Annotated in this window: 18 protein-coding genes; 16 read left to right on the top strand and 2 right to left on the bottom strand. The window is 53.4% G+C overall.

Annotated features, from left to right (window positions below; all coding sequences use genetic code 11):
- Positions 1-2: 2 nt before the first annotated feature.
- Positions 3-2,651: a bifunctional uridylyltransferase/uridylyl-removing protein GlnD gene (glnD, locus tag AAIE03_RS13985; RefSeq protein ID WP_015700925.1), complete on the bottom strand. Its 2,649-nt coding sequence runs from the start codon at positions 2,649-2,651 to the stop codon at positions 3-5.
- Positions 2,652-2,715: 64 nt separating this feature from the next.
- Positions 2,716-3,510, bottom strand: coding sequence for a type I methionyl aminopeptidase (gene map / locus AAIE03_RS13980; RefSeq protein WP_013024684.1), 795 nt, complete (start codon positions 3,508-3,510; stop codon positions 2,716-2,718).
- 318 nt (positions 3,511-3,828) lie between these two features.
- On the opposite strand from map, the gene rpsB reads away from it, so the two are divergent.
- The 16 genes from rpsB to dnaE all read left to right on the top strand — a co-directional run bounded on the left by rpsB (position 3,829) and on the right by dnaE (position 22,416).
- Positions 3,829-4,554, top strand: coding sequence for a 30S ribosomal protein S2 (gene rpsB, locus AAIE03_RS13975; protein WP_014592960.1), 726 nt, complete (start codon positions 3,829-3,831; stop codon positions 4,552-4,554).
- Between the two features lie 183 nt (positions 4,555-4,737).
- Positions 4,738-5,589, top strand: coding sequence for a translation elongation factor Ts (gene tsf, locus AAIE03_RS13970; protein WP_013024686.1), 852 nt, complete (start codon positions 4,738-4,740; stop codon positions 5,587-5,589).
- 154 nt (positions 5,590-5,743) lie between these two features.
- On the top strand, positions 5,744-6,469 hold the full coding sequence (gene pyrH, locus AAIE03_RS13965; protein ID WP_006117760.1) for a UMP kinase: 726 nt from the start codon (positions 5,744-5,746) through the stop codon (positions 6,467-6,469).
- 143 nt (positions 6,470-6,612) lie between these two features.
- On the top strand, positions 6,613-7,170 hold the full coding sequence (frr, locus tag AAIE03_RS13960) for a ribosome recycling factor (protein WP_013024688.1): 558 nt from the start codon (positions 6,613-6,615) through the stop codon (positions 7,168-7,170).
- Between the two features lie 110 nt (positions 7,171-7,280).
- Positions 7,281-8,477: a 1-deoxy-D-xylulose-5-phosphate reductoisomerase gene (gene ispC, locus AAIE03_RS13955; RefSeq protein WP_105077142.1), complete on the top strand. Its 1,197-nt coding sequence runs from the start codon at positions 7,281-7,283 to the stop codon at positions 8,475-8,477.
- 177 nt (positions 8,478-8,654) lie between these two features.
- Positions 8,655-9,407, top strand: a complete 753-nt coding sequence (gene ispU / locus AAIE03_RS13950) for a (2E,6E)-farnesyl-diphosphate-specific ditrans,polycis-undecaprenyl-diphosphate synthase (protein ID WP_013024690.1) — start codon at positions 8,655-8,657, stop codon at positions 9,405-9,407.
- Positions 9,408-9,425: 18 nt separating this feature from the next.
- The gene (gene cdsA / locus AAIE03_RS13945; protein WP_498563047.1) at positions 9,426-10,283 is read left to right on the top strand and encodes a phosphatidate cytidylyltransferase; all 858 of its coding nucleotides are present in this window, start codon (positions 9,426-9,428) and stop codon (positions 10,281-10,283) included.
- Positions 10,284-10,295: 12 nt separating this feature from the next.
- Positions 10,296-11,645, top strand: a complete 1,350-nt coding sequence (rseP, locus tag AAIE03_RS13940) for a sigma E protease regulator RseP (RefSeq protein ID WP_072404440.1) — start codon at positions 10,296-10,298, stop codon at positions 11,643-11,645.
- Positions 11,646-11,696: 51 nt separating this feature from the next.
- On the top strand, positions 11,697-14,108 hold the full coding sequence (gene bamA / locus AAIE03_RS13935; RefSeq protein ID WP_014592965.1) for an outer membrane protein assembly factor BamA: 2,412 nt from the start codon (positions 11,697-11,699) through the stop codon (positions 14,106-14,108).
- 96 nt (positions 14,109-14,204) lie between these two features.
- On the top strand, positions 14,205-14,705 hold the full coding sequence (locus tag AAIE03_RS13930; protein ID WP_014606549.1) for an OmpH family outer membrane protein: 501 nt from the start codon (positions 14,205-14,207) through the stop codon (positions 14,703-14,705).
- Positions 14,706-14,708: 3 nt separating this feature from the next.
- Positions 14,709-15,734, top strand: a complete 1,026-nt coding sequence (lpxD, locus tag AAIE03_RS13925; RefSeq protein WP_013024695.1) for a UDP-3-O-(3-hydroxymyristoyl)glucosamine N-acyltransferase — start codon at positions 14,709-14,711, stop codon at positions 15,732-15,734.
- Between the two features lie 152 nt (positions 15,735-15,886).
- Complete coding sequence (fabZ, locus tag AAIE03_RS13920) at positions 15,887-16,342, top strand: 3-hydroxyacyl-ACP dehydratase FabZ (RefSeq protein WP_006117769.1); 456 nt, start codon at positions 15,887-15,889, stop codon at positions 16,340-16,342.
- Between the two features lie 3 nt (positions 16,343-16,345).
- Positions 16,346-17,134, top strand: coding sequence for an acyl-ACP--UDP-N-acetylglucosamine O-acyltransferase (gene lpxA / locus AAIE03_RS13915; protein WP_019106447.1), 789 nt, complete (start codon positions 16,346-16,348; stop codon positions 17,132-17,134).
- A 3-nt stretch (positions 17,135-17,137) separates the two neighbouring features.
- Positions 17,138-18,286 (top strand): lipid-A-disaccharide synthase, encoded by a 1,149-nt coding sequence (lpxB, locus tag AAIE03_RS13910; protein WP_064352842.1) that lies wholly within the window; start codon positions 17,138-17,140, stop codon positions 18,284-18,286.
- A complete protein-coding gene (gene rnhB, locus AAIE03_RS13905; protein WP_498563046.1) occupies positions 18,279-18,905 on the top strand; it encodes a ribonuclease HII in 627 nt (208 codons plus the stop codon). Before lpxB ends, rnhB begins: the two co-directional genes overlap by 8 nt.
- A 28-nt stretch (positions 18,906-18,933) precedes the next feature.
- Positions 18,934-22,416: a DNA polymerase III subunit alpha gene (gene dnaE, locus AAIE03_RS13900; RefSeq protein WP_014592968.1), complete on the top strand. Its 3,483-nt coding sequence runs from the start codon at positions 18,934-18,936 to the stop codon at positions 22,414-22,416.
- The last annotated feature ends 7 nt before the right edge of the window (positions 22,417-22,423 follow it).

The following is a 22,423-nucleotide window of genomic DNA, read 5'->3' as shown; positions in this document are numbered from 1 at the left end:
GGTCACACTTTATCGTTTGGATTAAGGGCTTCTGTCAACCGTTGTTGCAACGTCTGACGCATTTCCTCATCCAGTGCCTTGCGTTCGCTATTGGCTAAAATAAACAAATCTTCCACGCGCTCGCCAATGGTGCTGATGCGCGCACCATGCAGAGAGACGCCGAGATCGGCAAACACTTCCCCCACGCGCGCCAGTAAACCGGGCTGATCCAGGGCTACCAGCTCCAGATAACTGCGGCGATCGGTGTGAGTTGGCAGGAAATTCACTTCGGTATCCACGCTAAAGTGCTTAAGCCTGGCGGCCTGACGGCGGGTGCGCGGTGGCACCCACTCTCTCTGGGTTATCGCCTGCTCCAGCGCCTGAATGATCATCGCATGACGATCGGGCGACAGGGGACTGCCATCCGGCTCCAGTACAATAAAGGTATCCATCGCCATGCCATCGCGGCTGGTAAAAATTTGCGCATCGTGCACGCTGAGGTTGCGACGATCCAGCTCTCCTGCCACGGCGGCGAACAGGTGCGGGCGATCGGGACTCCAGATAAAAATTTCGGTCCCGCCACGCGTTGCCTGCGGGCTGACCAGCACCAGCGGTTGATTAAGATCGTGCCCCAGCAAGTGGCGGGCATGCCAGGCAATCTGGTTGGGCGTATGGCGCAGAAAATAGTCGGCGCGACAGCGATTCCAGATGTGATGTAACCGCTCTTCATTGATGTTGTCCATACGCAGCAGCGCCAGCGCCTGCAGGCGGTGATGACGTACGCGTTCCCGCAGATCCGGACTGTTTTCCATGCCGCGACGCAGCTGTTTTTCGGTGGCGAAGAACAACTCTCGCAGCAGACTTTGCTTCCAGCTGTTCCACAGGCTCTCATTGGTGGCGCAGATATCAGCCACCGTCAGGCACACCAGATAACGCAGTCGGTTTTCGTTCTGCATGACCTCGGCGAACTGCTGAATCACCGTGGGGTCCTGAATATCACGACGCTGCGCGGTCACGGACATTAACAGATGATGCCGTACCAGCCATGCGACAAGCTGCGTTTCACGCGAGTTAAGGCCGTGCATCTCGGCGAACTCCAGCGCATCCTGCGCGCCAAGAACAGAGTGATCGCCGTTACGTCCTTTCGCAATGTCATGCAGCAGCGCCGCCATCAGCAGTAACTCTTGCTGAGGCAGGCGCGGCCAGAGTTCAACGCATAAAGGATGTTGTGGACGCGTCGCTTCGTTGGCAAAACTTTCCAGCTTCTGAAGAACCCGAATGGTGTGCTCATCCACGGTATAGGCGTGGAACAGGTCAAACTGCATCTGCCCAACGATCTGACCCCAGAGCGGCGTATAGGCCCAGAGTACGCTATGGCGATGCATCGGGACTAATGCACGACTGACCGCACCGGGATGACGCAGGATCGACATAAACAGACGGCGTGCTTCAGGCAACTGACAGAGCGGCTGCTTAAGGTGGCGACGTGTGTGGCGCAGGCGGCGCAGCGTGGTCGAATAGATCCCTTTGATATTGTCATTGCGTACCATGACGTAAAACATGCGCATTATCGCCTGAGGCTCCCGATCAAACAGCGTTTCATCGCGCAGATCGATCAGGTTACCCCGTAGCTGAAAGTCATCATCAATAGCGCAGGGTTTTTCATTGGTAGAGAGGGCCAGAATGGCTTCATCGAACAACTGCAGCAGCATCTGGTTCAGTTCGCTGATACGACGCGTGACGCGATAAAAATCCTTCATCATGCGTTCAACCGGCTCGTTGCCTTCGCCCTGATACTGAAGGCGCTGGGCAACGCTAAGCTGGCGATCGAACAGTAGGCGGTTGTCGTAACGCGGCAGCAACAGATGCAGCGCAAACCGAATCCGCCAGAGAAAGGCCTGGCATTCATTCAGTTCGGCGCGTTCGGCGTCGGTCAGAAAGCCAAAGCCCACCATCTCGTCGAGCGTTGTCGCGCCAAAGTGCCGTCGCGCAACCCACTGTAACGTATGAATATCACGTAAACCGCCCGGGCTACTTTTAATATCCGGTTCCAGGTTGTAGCTGGTACCGTGATAGCGCGTATGACGCTCTTGTTGCTCTTCAATTTTGGCGGCAAAAAAGCGGGACGACGGCCAGAAGCCATCGCTAAAGACATTTTTCTGCAGTTCGAGGAACAGCGCGACATCACCGGCCAGCATCCGCGCTTCAATCAGGTTGGTCGCCACCGTCAGGTCGGATAGGCCTTCCAGCAGGCATTCTTCAAGGCTACGCACGCTGTGGCCCACTTCCAGTTTGAGATCCCACATCAGCGTCAGCAGCGCGCTGGCGCTTTGGGCGGCCTCTTCGTTAAGCGGCTGGCGGCTGAGAATCAATATGTCAATATCGGAAAGCGGGTGAAGCTCACCCCGACCATAACCCCCGACAGCAACCAGAGCGATGGATTTCATCCTGTCGAAGCCAAAGTAACGCCACAGGCGACGCAGAAGGCGATCGATAAACAGGGTTCGGGCATGAATCAGATTCTCTGCCGCCTCACCGCTATCAAAGGCCGCCGCCAGGTGCTGTTGAAAGCACTCCAGGCGCTGCTTGAGTATTTCACGTGATAGCTGATCGTCCTGCCACTCGCCAGGCGAATCATTCAGACCGTTTTTCACTTCTTGCGACAGGCTCATGCAGCGTTCTCATCAGTAAGCATAAAAAAACCGGCAGAGCGCCGGCCTTTTATCAGGGGAGGAATTACGCCTGGTTAACTAACACCGCGGGAAGGGTGTCGTCTTTACGCAGGGTTAAAATCTCACAGCCGTTATCCGTCACCACAATAGTATGCTCGTACTGCGCCGACAAGCTGCGATCTTTGGTTTTCACCGTCCAGCCGTCTTTCATGGTACGAATGCGATAATCACCGGCGTTCACCATCGGTTCCACGGTAAAGGTCATGCCGGCCTGCAGGACGACACCGCTGTCGTCTGCATCGTAGTGCAGAACCTGTGGCTCTTCATGAAAGCCCTTGCCGATGCCATGACCGCAGTATTCACGCACCACTGAGAAGTCATTCGCTTCAACATATTTCTGGATAGCGCGGCCCAGCTCGCGCAGGCGAATACCCGGCTTCACCAGACGCAGTGATAAATAAAGGCTTTCCTGAGTCACGCGGCACAGGCGCTCACCCTGGATCGTCGGCTTGCCGACGATAAACATTTTCGAGGTATCGCCGTGGTACTCGTCTTTAATCACGGTCACGTCGATGTTAACGATGTCGCCATCTTTCAACGGACGATCGTCGCTCGGAATACCGTGACAGACCACTTCATTTACCGAGATGCAGACGGATTTCGGAAAACCGTGGTAACCCAGGCAGGCAGAAATCGCCTGCTGATGCTGCGTAATGTGTTCGTGGCAGAGACGATCCAGTTCACCCGTGGTTACGCCAGGCTGTACATGGGGTTCGATCATTTCTAACACTTCGGCGGCGAGGCGGCCAGCGACGCGCATTTTTTCGATTTCTTCGGGGGTTTTAATTGAGATTGCCATTAAATTATTCCGCTGCTGCTGAAATTTTCAGCGATAATGAATGCTGTGCTCTCATGTTAACAGCAAGCCAAAAGGGCTGCCAAACAGAGAACGCGCCACAGGCCGTAAGCGAACATTTATTGGCGTCCAAAGCGTGATTGTGGTATAAAGCGCGCCGACGATTCTCTGTATGGCCGTTAAAGTCTGCGGGAAACGCAATAATCTCACTATGTGTAATAAAACACACATGTATCGACACATACGCCGGGGTGCCTTGAAAGAGGTCGGTTGTATGGGATACATGGAGGCCCAACCCCAATTAAACTAGAGGTAGTAATCATGGCAACTGTTTCCATGCGCGATATGCTCAAGGCTGGTGTTCACTTCGGTCACCAGACCCGTTACTGGTGCCCAAAAATGAAGCCATTCATTTTCGGTGCGCGTAACAAAGTTCACATCATCAACCTTGAGAAAACTGTACCAATGTTCAACGACGCTCTGGCTGAGTTGACCAAAATCTCTTCCCGTAAAGGTAAGATTCTGTTCGTTGGTACTAAGCGCGCTGCTGCCGAAGCGATCAAAGAGTCTGCACTGAGCTGCGACCAGTTCTTCGTAAACCACCGCTGGTTGGGTGGCATGCTGACCAACTGGAAAACCGTTCGTCAGTCTATCAAACGTCTGAAAGAGCTTGAGACGCAGTCTCAGGACGGCACTTTCGACAAACTGACCAAGAAAGAAGCGCTGATGCGCGCTCGTGAACTGGCCAAGCTGGAAAACAGCCTGGGCGGTATCAAAGACATGGGCGGTTTGCCGGATGCACTGTTTGTTGTCGATGCTGACCACGAACACATCGCAATCAAAGAAGCAAACAACCTGGGTATCCCAGTATTTGCTATCGTTGATACTAACTCTGATCCAGATGGCGTTGATTACGTTATCCCAGGTAACGACGATGCGATCCGTGCTATCAACCTGTACCTGACTGCCGTTGCGACCACCGTTCGCGAAGGCCGCTCTCAGGATCTGGCTGAGCAGGCTGAAGAAGCGTCTTTAGAAAACGCTTAATTAAGGTTTGCTCTGCATAAGAGCCCTTAGCATTCAGATGTGATCTGTAAGGGGCCAAACATGGCCCCTTTATTTTATCCAAGTCTGTTACGCCCCTGTTCAGTACGGCGGGACAGAGTAAATTTTCCGCAAATAAGTACCTTCTGATGCACTTGTGCTCAGGTACGAACCGAGGATTCTGGAATGGCTGAAATTACCGCTGCATTGGTAAAAGAACTGCGTGAGCGTACTGGCGCAGGCATGATGGACTGCAAAAAAGCGCTGACTGAAGCGAGCGGCGACATCGAGCTGGCGATTGAAAACATGCGTAAGTCTGGCGCAATTAAAGCAGCGAAAAAAGCGGGTAACGTTGCTGCTGATGGCGTAATCAAAACCAAAATCGTTGGTAACTACGGTGTGATTCTGGAAGTGAACTGCCAGACTGACTTCGTAGCAAAAGACGGCGGTTTCCAGGCGTTTGCTGATAAAGTTCTTGACGCTGCTGCGGCTGACCGCATCACCGACGTTGAAGTGCTGAAAGCACAGTTCGAAGAAGAACGTGTTGCCCTGGTTGCTAAAATCGGCGAGAACATCAACATTCGTCGCGTTGCTCTTCTGGAAGGCGAAGAACTGGGCAGCTACCTGCACGGCGCACGTATCGGCGTTCTGGTTTCTGCCAAAGGCGCTAACGAAGATCTGATCAAACAGATCGCAATGCACGTTGCGGCAAGCAAACCTGAGTTTGTTAAGCCAGAAGACGTTTCTGCGGAAGTGGTTGATAAAGAATACCAGGTTCAGCTGGACATCGCGATGCAGTCTGGTAAGCCAAAAGAGATCGCAGAGAAGATGGTTGAAGGCCGTATGAAGAAATTCACCGGTGAAGTCTCTCTGACCGGTCAGGCATTCGTTATCGATCCAAGCAAAACCGTTGGCCAGGCGCTGAAAGAGCAGGGCGCTGACGTGATCAACTTCATCCGCTTTGAAGTGGGCGAAGGCATCGAAAAAGTTGAGACTGATTTTGCTGCTGAAGTTGCAGCAATGTCCAAACAGTCTTAATGATCTGAAAGAACCGCCAGATGGCGGTTCTTTTTTGTCTGCCACAGGCAAAAGATACGTTTTCAGTTTCATCCCAATAGTAATTCTTTTGCTCTAAGCGGATGATTGATCGGAATTACTTCTTATTCATCATATCTTCCAGGACGAATTGACCATGGCGACCAACGCAAAACCTGTTTATCAACGTATCCTGCTAAAACTCAGTGGCGAAGCACTTCAAGGTGCAGAGGGTTTTGGTATCGACGCGAGCGTGCTTGACCGCATGGCTCAGGAAGTCAAAGAACTGGTCGAGCTGGGTATCCAGGTGGGCGTTGTGATTGGCGGCGGTAACCTGTTCCGCGGAGCCGGCCTGGCGCAGGCGGGCATGAACCGCGTTGTGGGTGACCACATGGGGATGCTTGCTACGGTAATGAACGGCCTGGCGATGCGTGATGCACTGCACCGCGCGTACGTCAATGCCCGTCTGATGTCCGCGATTCCCCTCAACGGCGTTTGCGATAACTACAGCTGGGCAGAAGCCATCAGCCTGTTACGTAATAACCGTGTGGTTATCTTTTCTGCGGGTACGGGCAATCCTTTCTTCACGACGGATTCAGCCGCCTGTCTGCGTGGCATTGAAATCGAAGCGGATGTGGTGCTGAAAGCCACGAAAGTTGACGGTGTTTACTCGGCCGACCCGGTGAAGCACCCTGACGCAACGCTGTATGAAAAACTGACTTATGCGGAAGTGCTGGATCAAGAGCTTAAAGTGATGGATCTCGCCGCGTTTACGCTGGCGCGCGATCACAAACTGCCAATCCGCGTTTTCAATATGAACAAACCTGGCGCATTGCGTCGCGTAGTGATGGGTGAAAAAGAAGGTACCCTGATTACGCATTAATACCCGAGGCGAGATAAAATAAGGTATATTCTGTCAGTGCGGTAATGTTTAGCCGTGCACCAGTCAGGATTATCGATGATTATCGATCCCGCTTCCGGTGATGCCGGAACTGGCCAGGTCAAACCGAATCCAAGGGTTTTAACGTGATTAACGACATTAAAAAAGATGCTGATACGCGCATGGACAAATGCGTCGAGGCATTCAAAACCACTATCAGCAAGGTACGCACAGGCCGTGCTTCACCTTCTCTGCTCGACGGCATTATCGTTGAATATTACGGTACGCCGACGCCACTGCGTCAGCTGGCTTCCGTTACCGTTGAAGACTCCCGCACGCTGAAAATCAACGTGTTTGATCGCTCTCTCGGCCCGGCCGTTGAAAAAGCGATTATGGCGTCCGATCTTGGCCTCAATCCAAACTCAGCGGGTTCGGACATTCGTGTTCCGCTCCCTGCGCTGACGGAAGAGCGTCGTAAAGATCTGATTAAAATCGTACGCGGTGAAGCCGAGCAGGGACGTGTGTCTGTACGTAACGTTCGTCGCGACGCCAACGATAAAATCAAAGCGTTGCTGAAAGATAAAGAAATCAGCGAAGACGACGAACGTCGTTCGCAGGACGAAATCCAGAAAATGACCGATGCGCACATCAAGAAAGTTGATGCGGCACTGGCCGAAAAAGAAGCGGAGTTGATGGACTTCTGATTCCATCATCGCCGACCAAAACGCCGTACAGAGAGGCATTCTGACAGAATGTCACCTCTGGCGGCGTTTTACATTGTGCCCCACGCTTTCACCTCTACATGGACAGCATTATGAAGCGATTAACTCTGCTCGGTTCAACCGGTTCGATAGGCACCAGCACGCTGGCAGTCGTCAGTGCCAATCCTACGCGCTATCAGATCACGGCGCTGGTTGCCGGTAAAAACGTGGCCCTGATGGCTGAGCAGTGCGTACAGTTCCAACCCCGCTATGCGGCGATGGCAGACGAAGAAGCCGCTGCTGCGCTACGTGAGCGACTGAGAGCATTGAAGGTGAAGACTGAAGTGCTCTCCGGCGTTCAGGCAGCCTGTGAACTGGCCGCGCTGGATGAGGTTGACCAGGTGATGGCGGCGATTGTGGGCGCCTCCGGTTTACTGCCCACATTGGCAGCGATTCGCGCGGGTAAAACCGTCCTGCTGGCGAATAAAGAATCCCTGGTGACGTGCGGCCGTTTATTTATGGAGGCAGTGCGCCAGCATAAGGCGCAGCTGTTGCCGGTAGACAGCGAGCACAATGCGATTTTTCAGAGTTTGCCCGCTACCATCCAGCATCAGTTAGGTTACGCTGACCTGCAGAATAACGGCATTGAGTCGATTATTCTTACGGGATCGGGTGGCCCTTTTCGTGACACAAATTTAGCGGATCTGCGCAATATGTCGCCAGATCAGGCTTGTGCACATCCGAACTGGTCAATGGGGCGTAAAATCTCGGTTGATTCGGCCACCATGATGAATAAAGGTCTTGAATACATTGAAGCTCGTTGGCTGTTCAACGCCAGTGCCGCGCAGATGGAAGTGATTTTGCACCCCCAATCGGTGATCCACTCCATGGTGCGTTACTGCGATGGCAGCGTGCTGGCACAGTTAGGTTCACCTGACATGCGAACCCCTATCGCCCACAGTATGGCCTGGCCAGCGCGTATTCACGCTGGGGTCACACCGCTGGACTTTACCCGCATGTCGGCGCTGACGTTCTCAGAACCTGATTTTGGCCGTTACCCCTGTCTTAAACTGGCAATTGATGCCTGCGAGGCCGGGCAGGCGGCCACCACCACGCTTAATGCTGCCAATGAGATCGCCGTGGCGGCGTTCCTGAATCAGCGAATTCGTTTTACCGATATCGCAGCGTTAAACAGCGCAGTGCTGTCATCGCAGCACGGCCAGGAACCGGATTCAGTGGACGCTGTCATCGAAATCGATCGTATGGCACGCGCCGCTGCGACCGAAATGTTGCCACGCTTCACGGCATAACAACGATTGCGTTGAGGCTATTTGTTCGCTTCAGGTGAAAATGTTATAGTCGCTGGCTCGCGTTTAACGGTCTGTCACCAAATTGGGTGTGGCCTGGCAGACAGTGCCGGGATTTGTACCGGGCGCAATGTATTCAGAAACCACAGCATTTCTGATGAAAGGAATTGATTACGCGTTATGTCGTCTGAAAATCACAACAACACCGATGACCAACAGGGAACCGGTCCACGCCACGTCGCTATCATTATGGATGGCAATGGCCGTTGGGCTAAGAACCAGGGAAAACTGCGTATCTCCGGTCATAAAGCGGGCGTGAAATCAGTACGTCGCGCCGTTAGCTTTGCCGTCAGTAATAATCTTGAAGCATTAACGCTTTACGCCTTTAGTAGCGAAAACTGGAGCCGTCCTGCGCAGGAAGTCACTGCCTTGATGGAGCTGTTTGTCTGGGCGCTGGACAGTGAAGTGAAAAGCCTGCACAAGCATAATGTTCGCTTACGCATCATTGGCGATATCAGCCGCTTCAGCCCCCGCATTCAGGAACGTGTCCGTCGGGCAGAAGCGCTGACGGAGAATAACGATCGACTCACGCTAAACATTGCTGCGAACTACGGCGGGCGATGGGATATTATCGAAGGCGTTAAAAAGTTGGCTGAACAGGTTCAGGAAGGCTTGTTACGCCCTGATCAGATAACCGAAGAGAGCCTGACGTCGCAACTGTGCATGAACCAGTTGGCGCCAGTGGATTTAGTGATAAGGACCGGGGGAGAGCATCGGATTAGCAACTTCCTGTTGTGGCAAATTGCCTATGCGGAATTCTATTTTACTGATGTGCTCTGGCCGGATTTTGATGAACACGTTTTTGAAGGTGCACTGAATGCATTCTCTCTGCGGGAGCGACGCTTTGGCGGCGCTGCACCAGGCGGCGCCTGAGCAATCTGGGGGTAACCTTTGCTGAAGTCTCGTCTGATCACCGCGCTGATTCTCATCCCGCTGGTGATCGCTGCATTGTTCTGGTTACCGCCTGTTGGCTTTGCAATTATTACGATTATTATCTGTATGCTTGCCGCCTGGGAATGGGGGCAGTTGTCTGGTATGGCATCGCGTCAGCAACGGATCTGGCTCGCGCTGATATGCGGTCTGGCTCTGACGCTGATGCTGTTTACGCTTCCTCCCTACGAACATAACGCGCACCTGCCGCAGGTGGCGGGCTGGCTGTGGGCCTCAATGACCTGGTGGATTGCCGCGCTGTTACTGGTTCTGTTCTATCCTGCCTCTGCTGCGTTATGGCGGACTTCCCGACCCTTGCGTCTGCTGTTTGGTGCGTTAACGGTCATTCCTTTCTTCTGGGGCATGATGGCGCTCCGCCAGTATCATTACGAAGCCGATCACTTTGCCGGTGCCTGGTGGCTGCTGTTTGTTATGTTTCTGGTATGGGGTGCCGATTCCGGTGCCTACATGTTCGGCAAACTGTTTGGCAAACATAAGCTGGCGCCAAAAGTGTCGCCCGGTAAAACGTGGGAAGGTTTTCTGGGCGGACTGATCTCTTCTGCGCTAATTGCCGTCCTGTTCGCCAGTTTTGCGCCGCTTTCCGTTCCCACCGGCACGCTGGTGATCTGCGCCGTGATTTCCACCCTTGCTTCGGTACTGGGCGATCTGACGGAAAGCATGTTTAAACGCGAGGCCGGTATCAAAGACAGCGGGAGCCTGATTCCCGGACATGGCGGTATTCTTGACCGCATCGACAGCCTGACAGCAGCAGTGCCGGTATTTGCCTGTTTATTGCTGTTGGTGTTTCAGACACTTTAAGGGCAAGCGACGATGTTAAGCGTAATCTGGAGTTTTGCCGCATTTATCATTGCACTGGGCGTGTTAATCACCGTGCATGAGTTTGGCCATTTTTGGGTGGCGCGGCGTTGCGGTGTGAGAGTAGAGCGCTTTTCTATCGGCTTTGGCAAGGCGTTATGGCAACGCCGCGATCGTCACGGCACCGAATTTGTGATTGCGCTCATTCCCCTTGGCGGTTATGTCAAAATGCTGGACGAGCGGGTAGAAAGCGTTCCCGCCGAGCTTCGGCACCAGGCGTTTAACAATAAAGCGATTTGGCAGCGCGCGTCTATTATTGCTGCCGGCCCGATTGCCAATTTCCTGTTTGCTATCTTTGCCTACTGGGTCGTGTTCATCCACGGCGTACCGGGTATTAAACCGGTAGTTGGTGAAATTCTGAACGGTTCGGTCGCCGCAGAAGCGCAAATTACACCCGGGACGGAACTTAAGGCCATTGACGGTATCGAAACGCCTGACTGGGAAGCTGTGCGCATGGCATTGATCGGTAAAATCGGTGATGCCAGCACGACATTAACAGTGGGTCGTTTTGGCGAACAGGGGACGCAGCAAAAACAGGTCGATTTGCGCAACTGGCAGTTCGAACCTGATAAGCAGGACCCTGTCGTCGCGCTGGGAATTCGTCCCCGGGGCCCGCAGATTGAAACGACCCTGGCTGAAGTGCAAAAGAATTCGCCTGCCAGTGCAGCCGGTTTGCAAGCTGGCGACAGGATCGTTAAAGTCGATGGTCAGTTATTATCGCAGTGGCAGCCTTTTGCTACCCAGGTTCGGGATAACCCAGGAAAAAGTATTGCTCTTGAGGTCGATCGCAACGGTGACGCGGTGCAGTTAACCCTGACGCCCGAAGCGAAACCTGGGAACAAAGCACAAGGGTTTGCGGGGGTGATTCCCCGAGTCGTACCGCTGCCAGACGAGTATAAAACGGTAAGACAATATGGTGCGTTTTCAGCCATTGGTGAAGCCAGTGTAAAAACCTGGCAGTTAATGAAGCTGACCGTCTCTATGTTGGGCAAGTTAATAACCGGCGATGTGAAGCTGAACAACCTGAGCGGCCCGATTTCGATTGCGCAAGGTGCAGGTTTGTCAGCCGAGTATGGAATGATTTACTACCTGATGTTCCTGGCGTTGATTAGCGTCAACTTAGGGATCATCAACCTGTTCCCGCTACCGGTTTTAGATGGTGGGCACTTGCTCTTCCTTGCGATTGAAAAGATCAAAGGGGGACCGGTGTCCGAGCGAGTTCAAGACTTTAGTTACCGCATCGGTTCAATACTGCTGGTGATGTTAATGGGGCTTGCACTTTTCAATGATTTCTCACGTTTGTAACCGCTGGAACGCGAGCTTACGTGGGATGTGTTAGGAAAACGCATAATAACGATGGCGATGAAAAAGTTGCTCATAGCGTCGCTGCTGTTTAGCAGCGCCACCGTTTACGGTGCAGACGATTTCGTGGTGAAGGACATTCATTTCGAAGGGCTGCAGCGAGTCGCCGTCGGCGCGGCTCTGCTGAGCATGCCAGTTCGGGTTGGCGATACGGTGAATGACGATGACGTCAGAAATACCATTCGCTCCCTGTTCGCAACTGGCAACTTTGAGGATGTTCAGGTCCTGCGAGATGGTAATACGCTGATTGTTCAGGTCAAAGAACGTCCCACCATCGCCAGCATTACCTTCAGCGGTAACAAAGCGGTTAAAGACGATCAGCTCAAACAAAACCTTGAAGCCTCAGGCGTGCGCGTCGGCGAAGCGCTGGACCGCACCACCATCTCTTCGATTGAGAAGGGCCTGGAAGACTTCTACTACAGCGTGGGCAAATACACCGCCAGCGTTAAAGCCGTAGTCACACCGCTGCCGCGTAACCGCGTCGATTTGAAACTGGTGTTTACCGAAGGTGTTTCTGCCAAAATTCAGCAGATCAATATCGTCGGTAACAAAGCTTTTAGCTCCGACGAGCTCATTTCCCGCTTCCAGTTGCGTGACGAAGTGCCGTGGTGGAACGTGGTGGGCGACCGTAAATACCAGAAGCAGAAACTGGCGGGCGACCTTGAAACCCTGCGCAGCTTCTATCTGGATCGGGGTTATGCGCGTTTCAACATTGATTCGACCCAGGTCAGCCTGACGCCGGATAAGAAAGGCATCTACATCACCGTGAACATTACCGAAGGCGATCAGTACAAGATTGCTGGCGTAATCGTTAACGGCAGCATGGCGGGTCATTCGGCCGAAATCGAACATCTGACCAAAATTCCGGCGGGCGAGCTGTATAACGGCACGAAAGTCACGTCGATGGAAGATGACATTAAGAAACTGCTGGGTCGCTACGGCTATGCCTATCCACGTGTTGTGACACAGCCTGAAATTAACGATGCGGATAAAACCGTTAAGCTGCACATCAACGTCGATGCGGGTAACCGCTACTACGTGCGTAAAGTGCGCTTCGAAGGAAACGATACATCAAAAGATGCCGTACTGCGTCGTGAAATGCGTCAGATGGAAGGCGCCTGGCTGGGCAGCGACCTGGTCGATCAGGGCAAAGAGCGTCTGAATCGTACGGGCTATTTTGAAACCGTTGACGTGGATACGCAGCGCGTTCCCGGCTCACCTGACCAGGTTGACGTGGTCTATAAAGTTAAAGAACGCAATACCGGTACCTTTAACTTTGGCGTCGGCTACGGTACAGAAAGTGGCGTGAGTTTCCAGGTCGGTGTTACCCAGGATAACTGGCTCGGCACCGGTAATACCGTGGGGATTAGCGGCACTAAAAACGATTACCAGACCTATGCAGAATTCTCCCTGACCGATCCCTACTTTACCGTTGACGGTGTGAGTCTGGGCGGCCGGGTGTTCTACAACAACTTTAAGGCCAGCAACGCCGATCTCTCCGGCTATACCAACAGAAGTTACGGTACAGACGGTACATTGGGCTTCCCAATCAACGAGAACAACTCGCTGCGCGTCGGTCTGGGCTATGTCCATAACGACCTGTCTGACATGCGTCCACAGGTTGCGATGTGGCGTTATCTTGACTCGGTCGGTAAGCCACAGCAGTTGAACAGCAACGGCGACTTCTCTGCTGACGACTTCACCTTTAACTATGGCTGGACCTATAACACGCTCGATCGTGGTTTCTTTGCCACCTCAGGTAACCGTACTAACCTGAACGGCAAAGTCACGATTCCAGGTTCAGATAACCAGTTCTACAAAATGACCCTGGACAGCCAGCAGTATGTTCCGATCAATAAAGATCATACCTGGGTTGTGTTAGGTCGCGGTCGTGTGGGCTACGGTGACGGCATTAGCGGTAAAGAGATGCCGTTCTATGAGAACTTCTACGCCGGCGGTTCGAGTACCGTGCGCGGGTTCCAGTCCAATACCATCGGTCCGAAAGCCGCTTACCTGAACAATGGTTCGTCATACTGTAACCTGAGCGATCCGAACGGTATCTGTAAGTCGAGCGATGCAATCGGGGGTAACGCGATGGCGATTGCCAGCCTTGAGCTGATCACGCCAACACCGTTCCTGAGTGAGAAATATTCGAATTCCGTCCGCACTTCGCTGTTTGTGGATGCGGGTACGGTCTGGGATACTAAATGGCAGAACACGGCGGAGACGCGCGCGGCCGGTATTCCTGACTACAGCGATCCGAACAACATTCGCGTTTCGACCGGTGTGTCTTTACAGTGGATGTCACCGCTGGGGCCGTTAGTCTTCTCCTATGCCCAGCCGGTTAAGAAAGTTGAGGGAGATAAGTCAGAGCAGTTCCAGTTTAACATTGGTAAAACCTGGTAATGTTCTGTACAGGGATGTTAAAAAATTAGCTTGCACACGTGGGGCATTGCTATGCTCCACGCTGCAAACATACATGTTGAGGGTAAGGAGTTTATAGTGAAAAAGTTGTTATGTGCAGTTACTCTGGGTGTTGCATTGGCTGCTTCTGCTGGCGCACAGGCGGCGGATAAAGTCGCAACTGTGGATCTGAGCCAGGTTTTCCAGAAATCACCTCAGCGCGCGACTATCACCAAGCAGCTCGAGAGTGAATTCCAGGGCCGCGCGGCAGAACTCCGTTCTCAGCACGACAAAATCCAGCAGGAAATGCAGGATCTGCAGCGTAACGCGCCAACCATGAAGGCGAGCGAGCGCAGCAAGAAAGAGAAGCAGATTGACTCTGAGCGTAATGCTTTCCAGGCAAAAGCCGACGCGTTTGAGAAAGACAACCAGACCCGTCAGGTTCAGGAGCGTAATAAGCTGCTGGAAAAAATCCAGACTGCTGTTCAGTCGGTTGCCAAAAGCGGCGGCTATGACCTGGTGCTGAATTCTCAGGCTGTGCTGTATTCGGGTTCTGATGTTAAAGACATCACCGATGAAGTTGCGAAGCAGGTTAAATAATCGATGTCATCAATTCGACTGGCTGATTTAGCCCAGCAGTTGGATGCAGAATTGCACGGAGATGGCGATATCGTAATCTCCGGCATTGCTTCTATGCAATCCGCCACCACTGGTCAAATCACGTTTCTTGCCAACAGCCGTTACCGCGAGCAGCTCGCCCTGATCCAGGCTTCAGCCGTGGTGCTGACGGAAGCGGATCTGGAGTGGTGTAAAACCGCCGCGCTGGTTGTTAAAAACCCCTATCTTACCTATGCGCGAATGGCGCAGTTACTGGATACGACGCCGCAGCCTGCGCAGCACATTGCGCCGAGCGCCGTGATCGATTCCAGCGCCAGACTGGGTGAGAATGTGTCCATCGGCGCCAATGCCGTTATTGAGTCCGACGTGGTACTCGGTGACAACGTGGTCATCGGCCCAGGCTGTTTTGTGGGCAAAAAAACCCGTATCGGCAACGGCTCGCGTTTATGGGCTAACGTCTCGGTTTACCATGAGGTGCAGATTGGTCAGGATTGTCTGATTCAGTCCGGCACGGTGATAGGTTCAGATGGGTTCGGTTATGCTAACGATCGTGGCAACTGGGTGAAAATCCCGCAGTTGGGTTCGGTCATCATTGGCGATCGGGTCGAAATCGGTGCCTGTACCACCATCGATCGTGGTGCGCTGGATAACACTCTGATCGGCAATGGTGTTATCATAGATAACCAATGTCAGATTGCTCACAACGTGGTTATTGGCGACAATACTGCGGTTGCTGGCGGTGTGATCATGGCGGGTAGTTTGAAAATTGGTCGTTATTGTATGATTGGCGGTGCCAGCGTCATTAATGGCCATATGGAAATCTGTGACAAAGTAACCGTAACCGGCATGGGCATGGTTATGCGTCCGATAACAGAACCTGGTGTATACTCCTCAGGCATTCCATTACAGCCCAACAAAACCTGGCGCAAAACTGCAGCGTTGGTGATGAATATCGATGAACTAAGCAAACGCTTAAAAGCAATCGAGCGGAAAGTCGGCAAAGACGACTAGACGCCATCCCATGACAGACCGGCTTTCATAATAACAGTGTTAAGCAGGGAAGCCAGGCGCCACGGAACCTATTTGCGGCCTGCCAACGATCATGATGATCGGTGCAGGCCGCGTTATTGATGTCATCAGATTTTTAGGACAGGAAGAGTATTTTGACTACTGAAACTCATACTCTGCAAATTGAAGAGATTTTAGAGCTGCTGCCGCACCGTTATCCGTTTCTGCTGGTAGATCGCGTGCTGGATTTTGAAGAAAACAAATATCTGCGCGCCGTAAAGAATGTCTCCTTTAACGAGCCGTTTTTCCAGGGGCATTTCCCTGGTAAACCGATTTTTCCCGGCGTTCTGATTCTGGAAGCGATGGCACAGGCCACCGGCATTCTGGCATTTAAAAGCGTGGGTAAACTGGAGCCAGGCGAGCTTTATTATTTTGCTGGCATTGATAATGCCCGTTTCAAGCGTCCGGTCGTACCGGGCGATCAAATGATTATGGAAGTGACCTTCGAGAAAACCCGCCGTGGTCTGACTCGCTTCAATGGCGTAGCGACTGTCGACGGTAAAATCGTCTGTGAAGCGACCATGATGTGTGCCCGTAGCCGGGAGGCATAACTCGTGATTGATCCAACCGCCAACATCCATCCCAGTTCAGTTATCGAAGACGGGGCTGTTATCGGCCCCGGCGTTCATATTGGTCCTTTCTGTTTTGTCGGGGCGAATGTCGAGATTGGTGAGGGAACCGTCCTTAAGTCACACGTGGTGGTAAACGGCCATACGCGTATCGGTAAAGACAACCAGATCTATCAGTTTGCTTCTATCGGTGAAGTGAATCAGGATCTGAAATACGCGGGTGAACCTACCCGTGTTGACATTGGCGATCGTAACCGTATTCGTGAAAGCGTGACGATTCATCGCGGTACGGCGCAGGGTATTAACACCACGACCATTGGTAGCGATAACCTGTTTATGGTGAATGCCCATATCGCCCATGACTGCGTGGTGGGTAACCGCTGCATTTTCGCCAATAACGCGACCCTGGGTGGTCATGTCACTGTGGATGATTTCGCTATCATTGGCGGCATGACGGCGGTGCATCAGTGGTGCACTATTGGTTCACATGTCATGATCGGCGGTTGTTCAGGCGTTGTTCAGGATGTCCCTCCGTATGTGATTGCGCAAGGCAACCATGCCACGCCATTTGGTATCAACATTGAAGGCCTGAAGCGCCGTGGCTTCAGCAAAGAAGCACTGCACGCTATCCGCAACGCCTACAAGTTACTTTATCGCAGCGGCAGAACGCTGGATGAAGTCAAACCGGAAATCGAGGCGATTGCTCAGCAGCACAGCGAAGTGCAGCCTTTCTTTGATTTCTTTGCTCGTTCAACTCGTGGATTAATTCGCTAATTCATGTCAGCGCGTCCCCTTACGATTGCCTTGGTCGCCGGAGAAACCTCTGGCGATATCCTTGGCGCAGGCCTGATTCGGGCATTAAAAGCGCGTCATCCTGATGCCCGTTTTGTTGGCGTCGCGGGTCCGCTAATGCAGGCCGAAGGTTGCGAAGCCTGGTACGAGATGGAAGAGCTGGCGGTGATGGGCATTGTGGAGGTGCTGGGGCGGTTACGGCGTTTATTAAGTATTCGTCGCGATCTTACGCAGCGCTTTACCGCGCTTCAGCCTGACGTCTTTGTCGGTATTGATGCGCCGGATTTCAACATCACGCTGGAAGGCCATCTCAAACGCGCAGGCATTCGCACCATTCATTACGTCAGCCCCTCTGTCTGGGCCTGGCGACAAAAGCGCGTCTTTAAAATCGGCCGCAATACCGATCTGGTATTGGCGTTTCTGCCGTTTGAAAAAGCCTTCTACGACCGTTTCAATGTTCCCTGTCGCTTTATTGGTCATACCATGGCGGATGCCATGCCGTTACAGCCTGATAAAGCCGCCGCTCGCCGCCATCTTGGCATAGACGAGCACGCGCTCTGTCTGGCACTGCTTCCCGGCAGCCGGGGTGCCGAAGTCGAAATGCTGAGTGCGGATTTCCTTAAAACCGCACAGCGTCTGCGTACGCACTATCCGGCGCTGGAAATTGTCGTGCCCCTGGTTAACGCTAAGCGCCGCGAACAGTTTGAAAAAATTAAAGCGGAGGTCGCGCCTGAGCTGCCGATGCACCTGCTGAATGGTCAGGGCAGGGAAGCCATGGTGGCAAGTGATGCTGCGCTACTGGCTTCAGGGACGGCGGCGCTGGAGTGCATGCTGGCAAAATGCCCGATGGTGGTTGGCTACCGCATGAAGCCGTTCACCTTCTGGCTGGCTAAACGACTGGTCAAAACGGATTACGTCTCTTTGCCGAATCTGCTGGCCGGGCGCGAACTGGTCAAAGAGCTGTTGCAGGATGAATGTCAGCCTGAGGCGCTGGCCGCGGCGCTGGATCCGTTGCTCCATGCCAGTCGTGAACGTGAAACGCTGCTGAACACCTTTTATGAACTGCACCAGCAGATCCGCTGGAACGCTGACGAACAAGCCGCAGATGCGGTGCTGGAGCTTGCCAATGGCTGATTTTATCTATCCTGCCGCCGGTTGTATTGCCGGGGTGGACGAAGTCGGGCGCGGGCCATTAGTCGGAGCCGTTGTGACCGCCGCCGTGATCCTCGATCCCGCGAATCCTGTTCCCGGCCTGGCAGACTCCAAAAAACTGTCAGAAAAACGCCGTCTCGCGCTGTTTGATCAAATCAAAGAGAAAGCGCTCGCCTGGAGCCTGGGGCGCGCAGAACCGGACGAGATCGACAATCTTAATATCCTGCACGCCACTATGCTGGCGATGCAGCGCGCGGTCGCTGGCCTGTCCATCACGCCAGACTTTGTGCTGATTGACGGCAATCGCTGTCCGGCGTTGCCGATGCCTTCTCTGGCGGTGGTGAAGGGCGACAGCCTGGTCGCCGAAATCAGTGCCGCCTCCATCATCGCCAAGGTCACGCGCGATCGTGAAATGGCAGAGCTGGATTTGTTGTTTCCGCAGTATGGTTTTGCGCAGCATAAAGGTTATCCTACGGCGTTACACATGGAAAAATTGATGCAGTACGGTGCAACCCCTCATCACCGCCGCAGCTTTGCGCCGGTGCGTAATGCGCTGATTGATGCCGATGTACTGGCGGGCAGCCTGACCACGCTGCGCTAATCCGAACCTGTTTTAACCGGAAACTGATATGGCCGAACCCCGTTTTATACATCTGCGCGTACACAGCGACTATTCCATGGTCGACGGCCTGGCGAAAACCGGCCCGTTGATCAAGAAAGCGGCTGCGCTGGGTATGCCAGCCATCGCGATTACCGACTTCACCAACCTTTGCGGGCTGGTGAAATTTTACGGCGGTGCGCACGGTGCAGGGGTTAAACCGATTATCGGGGCAGATTTTAACGTTGCCAGCGAGTTGATGGGCGATGAACTGACCCAGATTACCGTGCTGGCGGCAAATAATACCGGCTATCAGAATCTGACACTGCTGATTTCCCGTGCTTACCAACGGGGTTACGGTATTGCTGGCCCGATTATCGATCGCGACTGGCTGGCCGAACTGCAGGAAGGGCTGATTCTGCTGTCCGGGGGCCGTCGAGGGGATGTTGGCCGCAGCCTGCTACGAGGTAACAGCGCGCTGGTGTCTGACTGCCTGGCTTTCTATCAACAGCATTTCGCCGATCGCTACTTCCTGGAGCTGGTCCGTACCGGTCGTCCTGATGAGGAGAGCTATCTGCATGCGGCGGTTGAGCTGGCGATTGCAGAAGGGATCCCCGTTGTTGCCACGAATGAAGTCTGCTTCATCAATGAAGAAGATTTCGACGCCCACGAGATCCGTGTTGCCATTCATGATGGTTACACGCTCGACGATCCGAAACGTCCCCGTCATTACAGTCCTCAGCAATACATGCGCAGCGAAGAGGAGATGTGCGAGCTGTTCGCGGACATCCCGGAAGCGCTGGAAAACAGCGTAGAGATTGCTAAGCGTTGTAACGTCACGGTCCGGCTGGGTGAGTACTTTCTGCCCCAGTTCCCGACAGGGGATATGACCACCGAAGACTTTTTGGTGATGAAATCCCGCGAGGGGCTGGAAGAGCGCCTCGCGATGCTGTTTCCGGACGAAGCCGTACGGGCCGAAAAGCGGCCGGAATACGATGAACGTCTGGAAGTGGAACTCAACGTTATTAACCAGATGGGGTTCCCTGGCTACTTCCTGATCGTGATGGAGTTTATCCAGTGGTCGAAAGATAACGGCGTGCCGGTTGGGCCGGGCCGTGGTTCTGGTGCGGGATCCTTAGTCGCCTATGCGCTCAAGATCACTGACCTTGATCCGCTGGAGTTCGACCTGCTGTTCGAACGTTTCCTGAACCCAGAACGTGTTTCCATGCCCGACTTCGACGTCGATTTCTGCATGGAGAAACGTGACCAGGTGATTGAACACGTGGCCGACATGTACGGCCGCGAAGCGGTGTCTCAGATTATTACTTTCGGCACCATGGCGGCTAAGGCGGTCATTCGTGACGTGGGACGCGTTCTGGGCCATCCCTATGGTTTTGTCGATCGTATTTCAAAGCTGGTGCCGCCCGATCCGGGCATGACGCTGGAAAAAGCCTTTGCTGCAGAGCCGCAACTGCCGGAAATTTATGAGGCCGATGAGGAAGTCAAAGCGCTAATTGATATGGCGCGCAAGCTGGAAGGTGTTACGCGAAACGCCGGTAAGCACGCGGGTGGGGTAGTGATTGCGCCCACCAAAATTACCGATTTTGCGCCACTGTACTGTGACGAAAACGGCCAGTATCCGGTGACGCAGTTTGATAAAAATGATGTGGAATATGCCGGCCTGGTGAAGTTTGACTTCCTGGGGCTGCGTACGCTGACCATTATCGACTGGGCACTGAAGATGATTAACCCGCGCCGTGAAAAGCAGGGGTTGCCGCCGATCGATATCGCCACCATTCCGCTTGAAGACAAGAAAAGCTTTGATATGCTGCAGCGCGCGGAAACCACGGCGGTTTTCCAGCTTGAATCGCGCGGCATGAAAGATCTGATCAAGCGTCTGAAACCTGACTGCTTTGAAGACATGATCGCCCTCGTGGCGCTGTTCCGCCCTGGCCCGTTGCAGTCGGGCATGGTGGATAACTTTATCGACCGTAAGCACGGTCGGGAAGCCATCTCCTATCCTGATATCCAGTGGCAGCATGAAAGCCTGAAGCCGGTTCTCGAGCCGACCTACGGCATTATCCTGTATCAGGAACAGGTAATGCAGATCGCCCAGGTCCTGTCTGGCTATACGCTCGGCGGAGCGGATATGCTGCGTCGCGCCATGGGTAAAAAGAAACCCGAAGAGATGGCCAAGCAGCGCTCCGTATTTAAAGACGGCGCTGAAAGCATGGGCATCGACGGCGAACTGTCGATGAAAATCTTCGATCTGGTAGAGAAATTTGCCGGATACGGTTTTAACAAATCGCACTCTGCGGCTTATGCGCTGGTGTCCTATCAAACGCTGTGGCTGAAAGCGCATTATCCGGCCGAATTTATGGCTGCGGTCATGACGGCGGATATGGATAACACGGAAAAAGTGGTTGGCCTGGTGGATGAGTGCTGGCGCATGGGGCTAAAGGTCCTGCCGCCGGATATTAACTCGGGCCTGTATCAGTTCCACGTCAATGATGAGGGCGAGATCGTTTACGGCATCGGCGCCATTAAAGGCGTCGGTGAAGGGCCGATCGAAGCGATCATCGATGCGCGTAACGAGGGCGGTTATTTCCGGGAGCTGTTCGATCTCTGCGCGCGCACCGATACCAAAAAGATCAACCGTCGGGTCATGGAAAAACTGATCATGTCAGGTGCCTTTGATCGTCTCGGCCCGCATCGCGCTGCCTTAATGAGCGCCCTTAACGATGCGCTGAAGGCGGCGGATCAGCATGCGAAAGCCGAAGCGATCGGCCAGGCGGACATGTTTGGCGTACTGGCCGACGAGCCTGAACAGGTAGAACAGTCCTATGCCAGCGTGACGCCCTGGCCGGAACAGGTGCAGTTGGATGGTGAACGCGAAACCCTTGGGTTGTATCTTACCGGCCATCCTATTAATCAGTATTTAAAAGAAATTGAGCGTTACGTTGGCGGGATGCGTTTGAAAGATATGCATCCTACCGATCGTGGTAAGATTACCGTTGCGGCAGGTCTGGTGATTGCTGCGCGTGTAATGGTGACCAAACGCGGCAACCGAATTGGTATTTGTACACTTGACGATCGTTCCGGCCGTCTCGAAGTCATGTTATTTACCGATGCGTTAGATAAATACCAGCAACTGCTGGAGAAAGACCGTATCCTGATCGTCAGCGGACAGGTCAGCTTTGATGACTTCAGTGGTGGGCTTAAAATGACCGCCCGGGAAGTCATGGACATCGACGAAGCGCGCGAAAAATACGCCCGTGGACTTGCTATCTCGCTGACGGACAGGCAAATTGATGACCAGCTATTAAACCGACTCCGTCAGTCCCTGGAACCTCATCGTTCAGGGACAATTCCGGTGCATCTCTACTATCAGAGAGCCGACGCGCGAGCGAAGCTACGCTTTGGTGCAGCGTGGCGAATTTCGCCCAGCGATCGTTTACTCAACGATTTGCGGTCGTTAATTGGATCGGAGCAGGTGGAACTGGAGTTTGACTAAAACAGGA

It is taken from the genome of Pantoea sp. Ae19-2, from assembly GCF_059801205.1.
The sequence above is the reverse complement of the archived record's forward strand: the minus strand, read 5'-3'. Positions and strand labels throughout refer to the sequence as shown.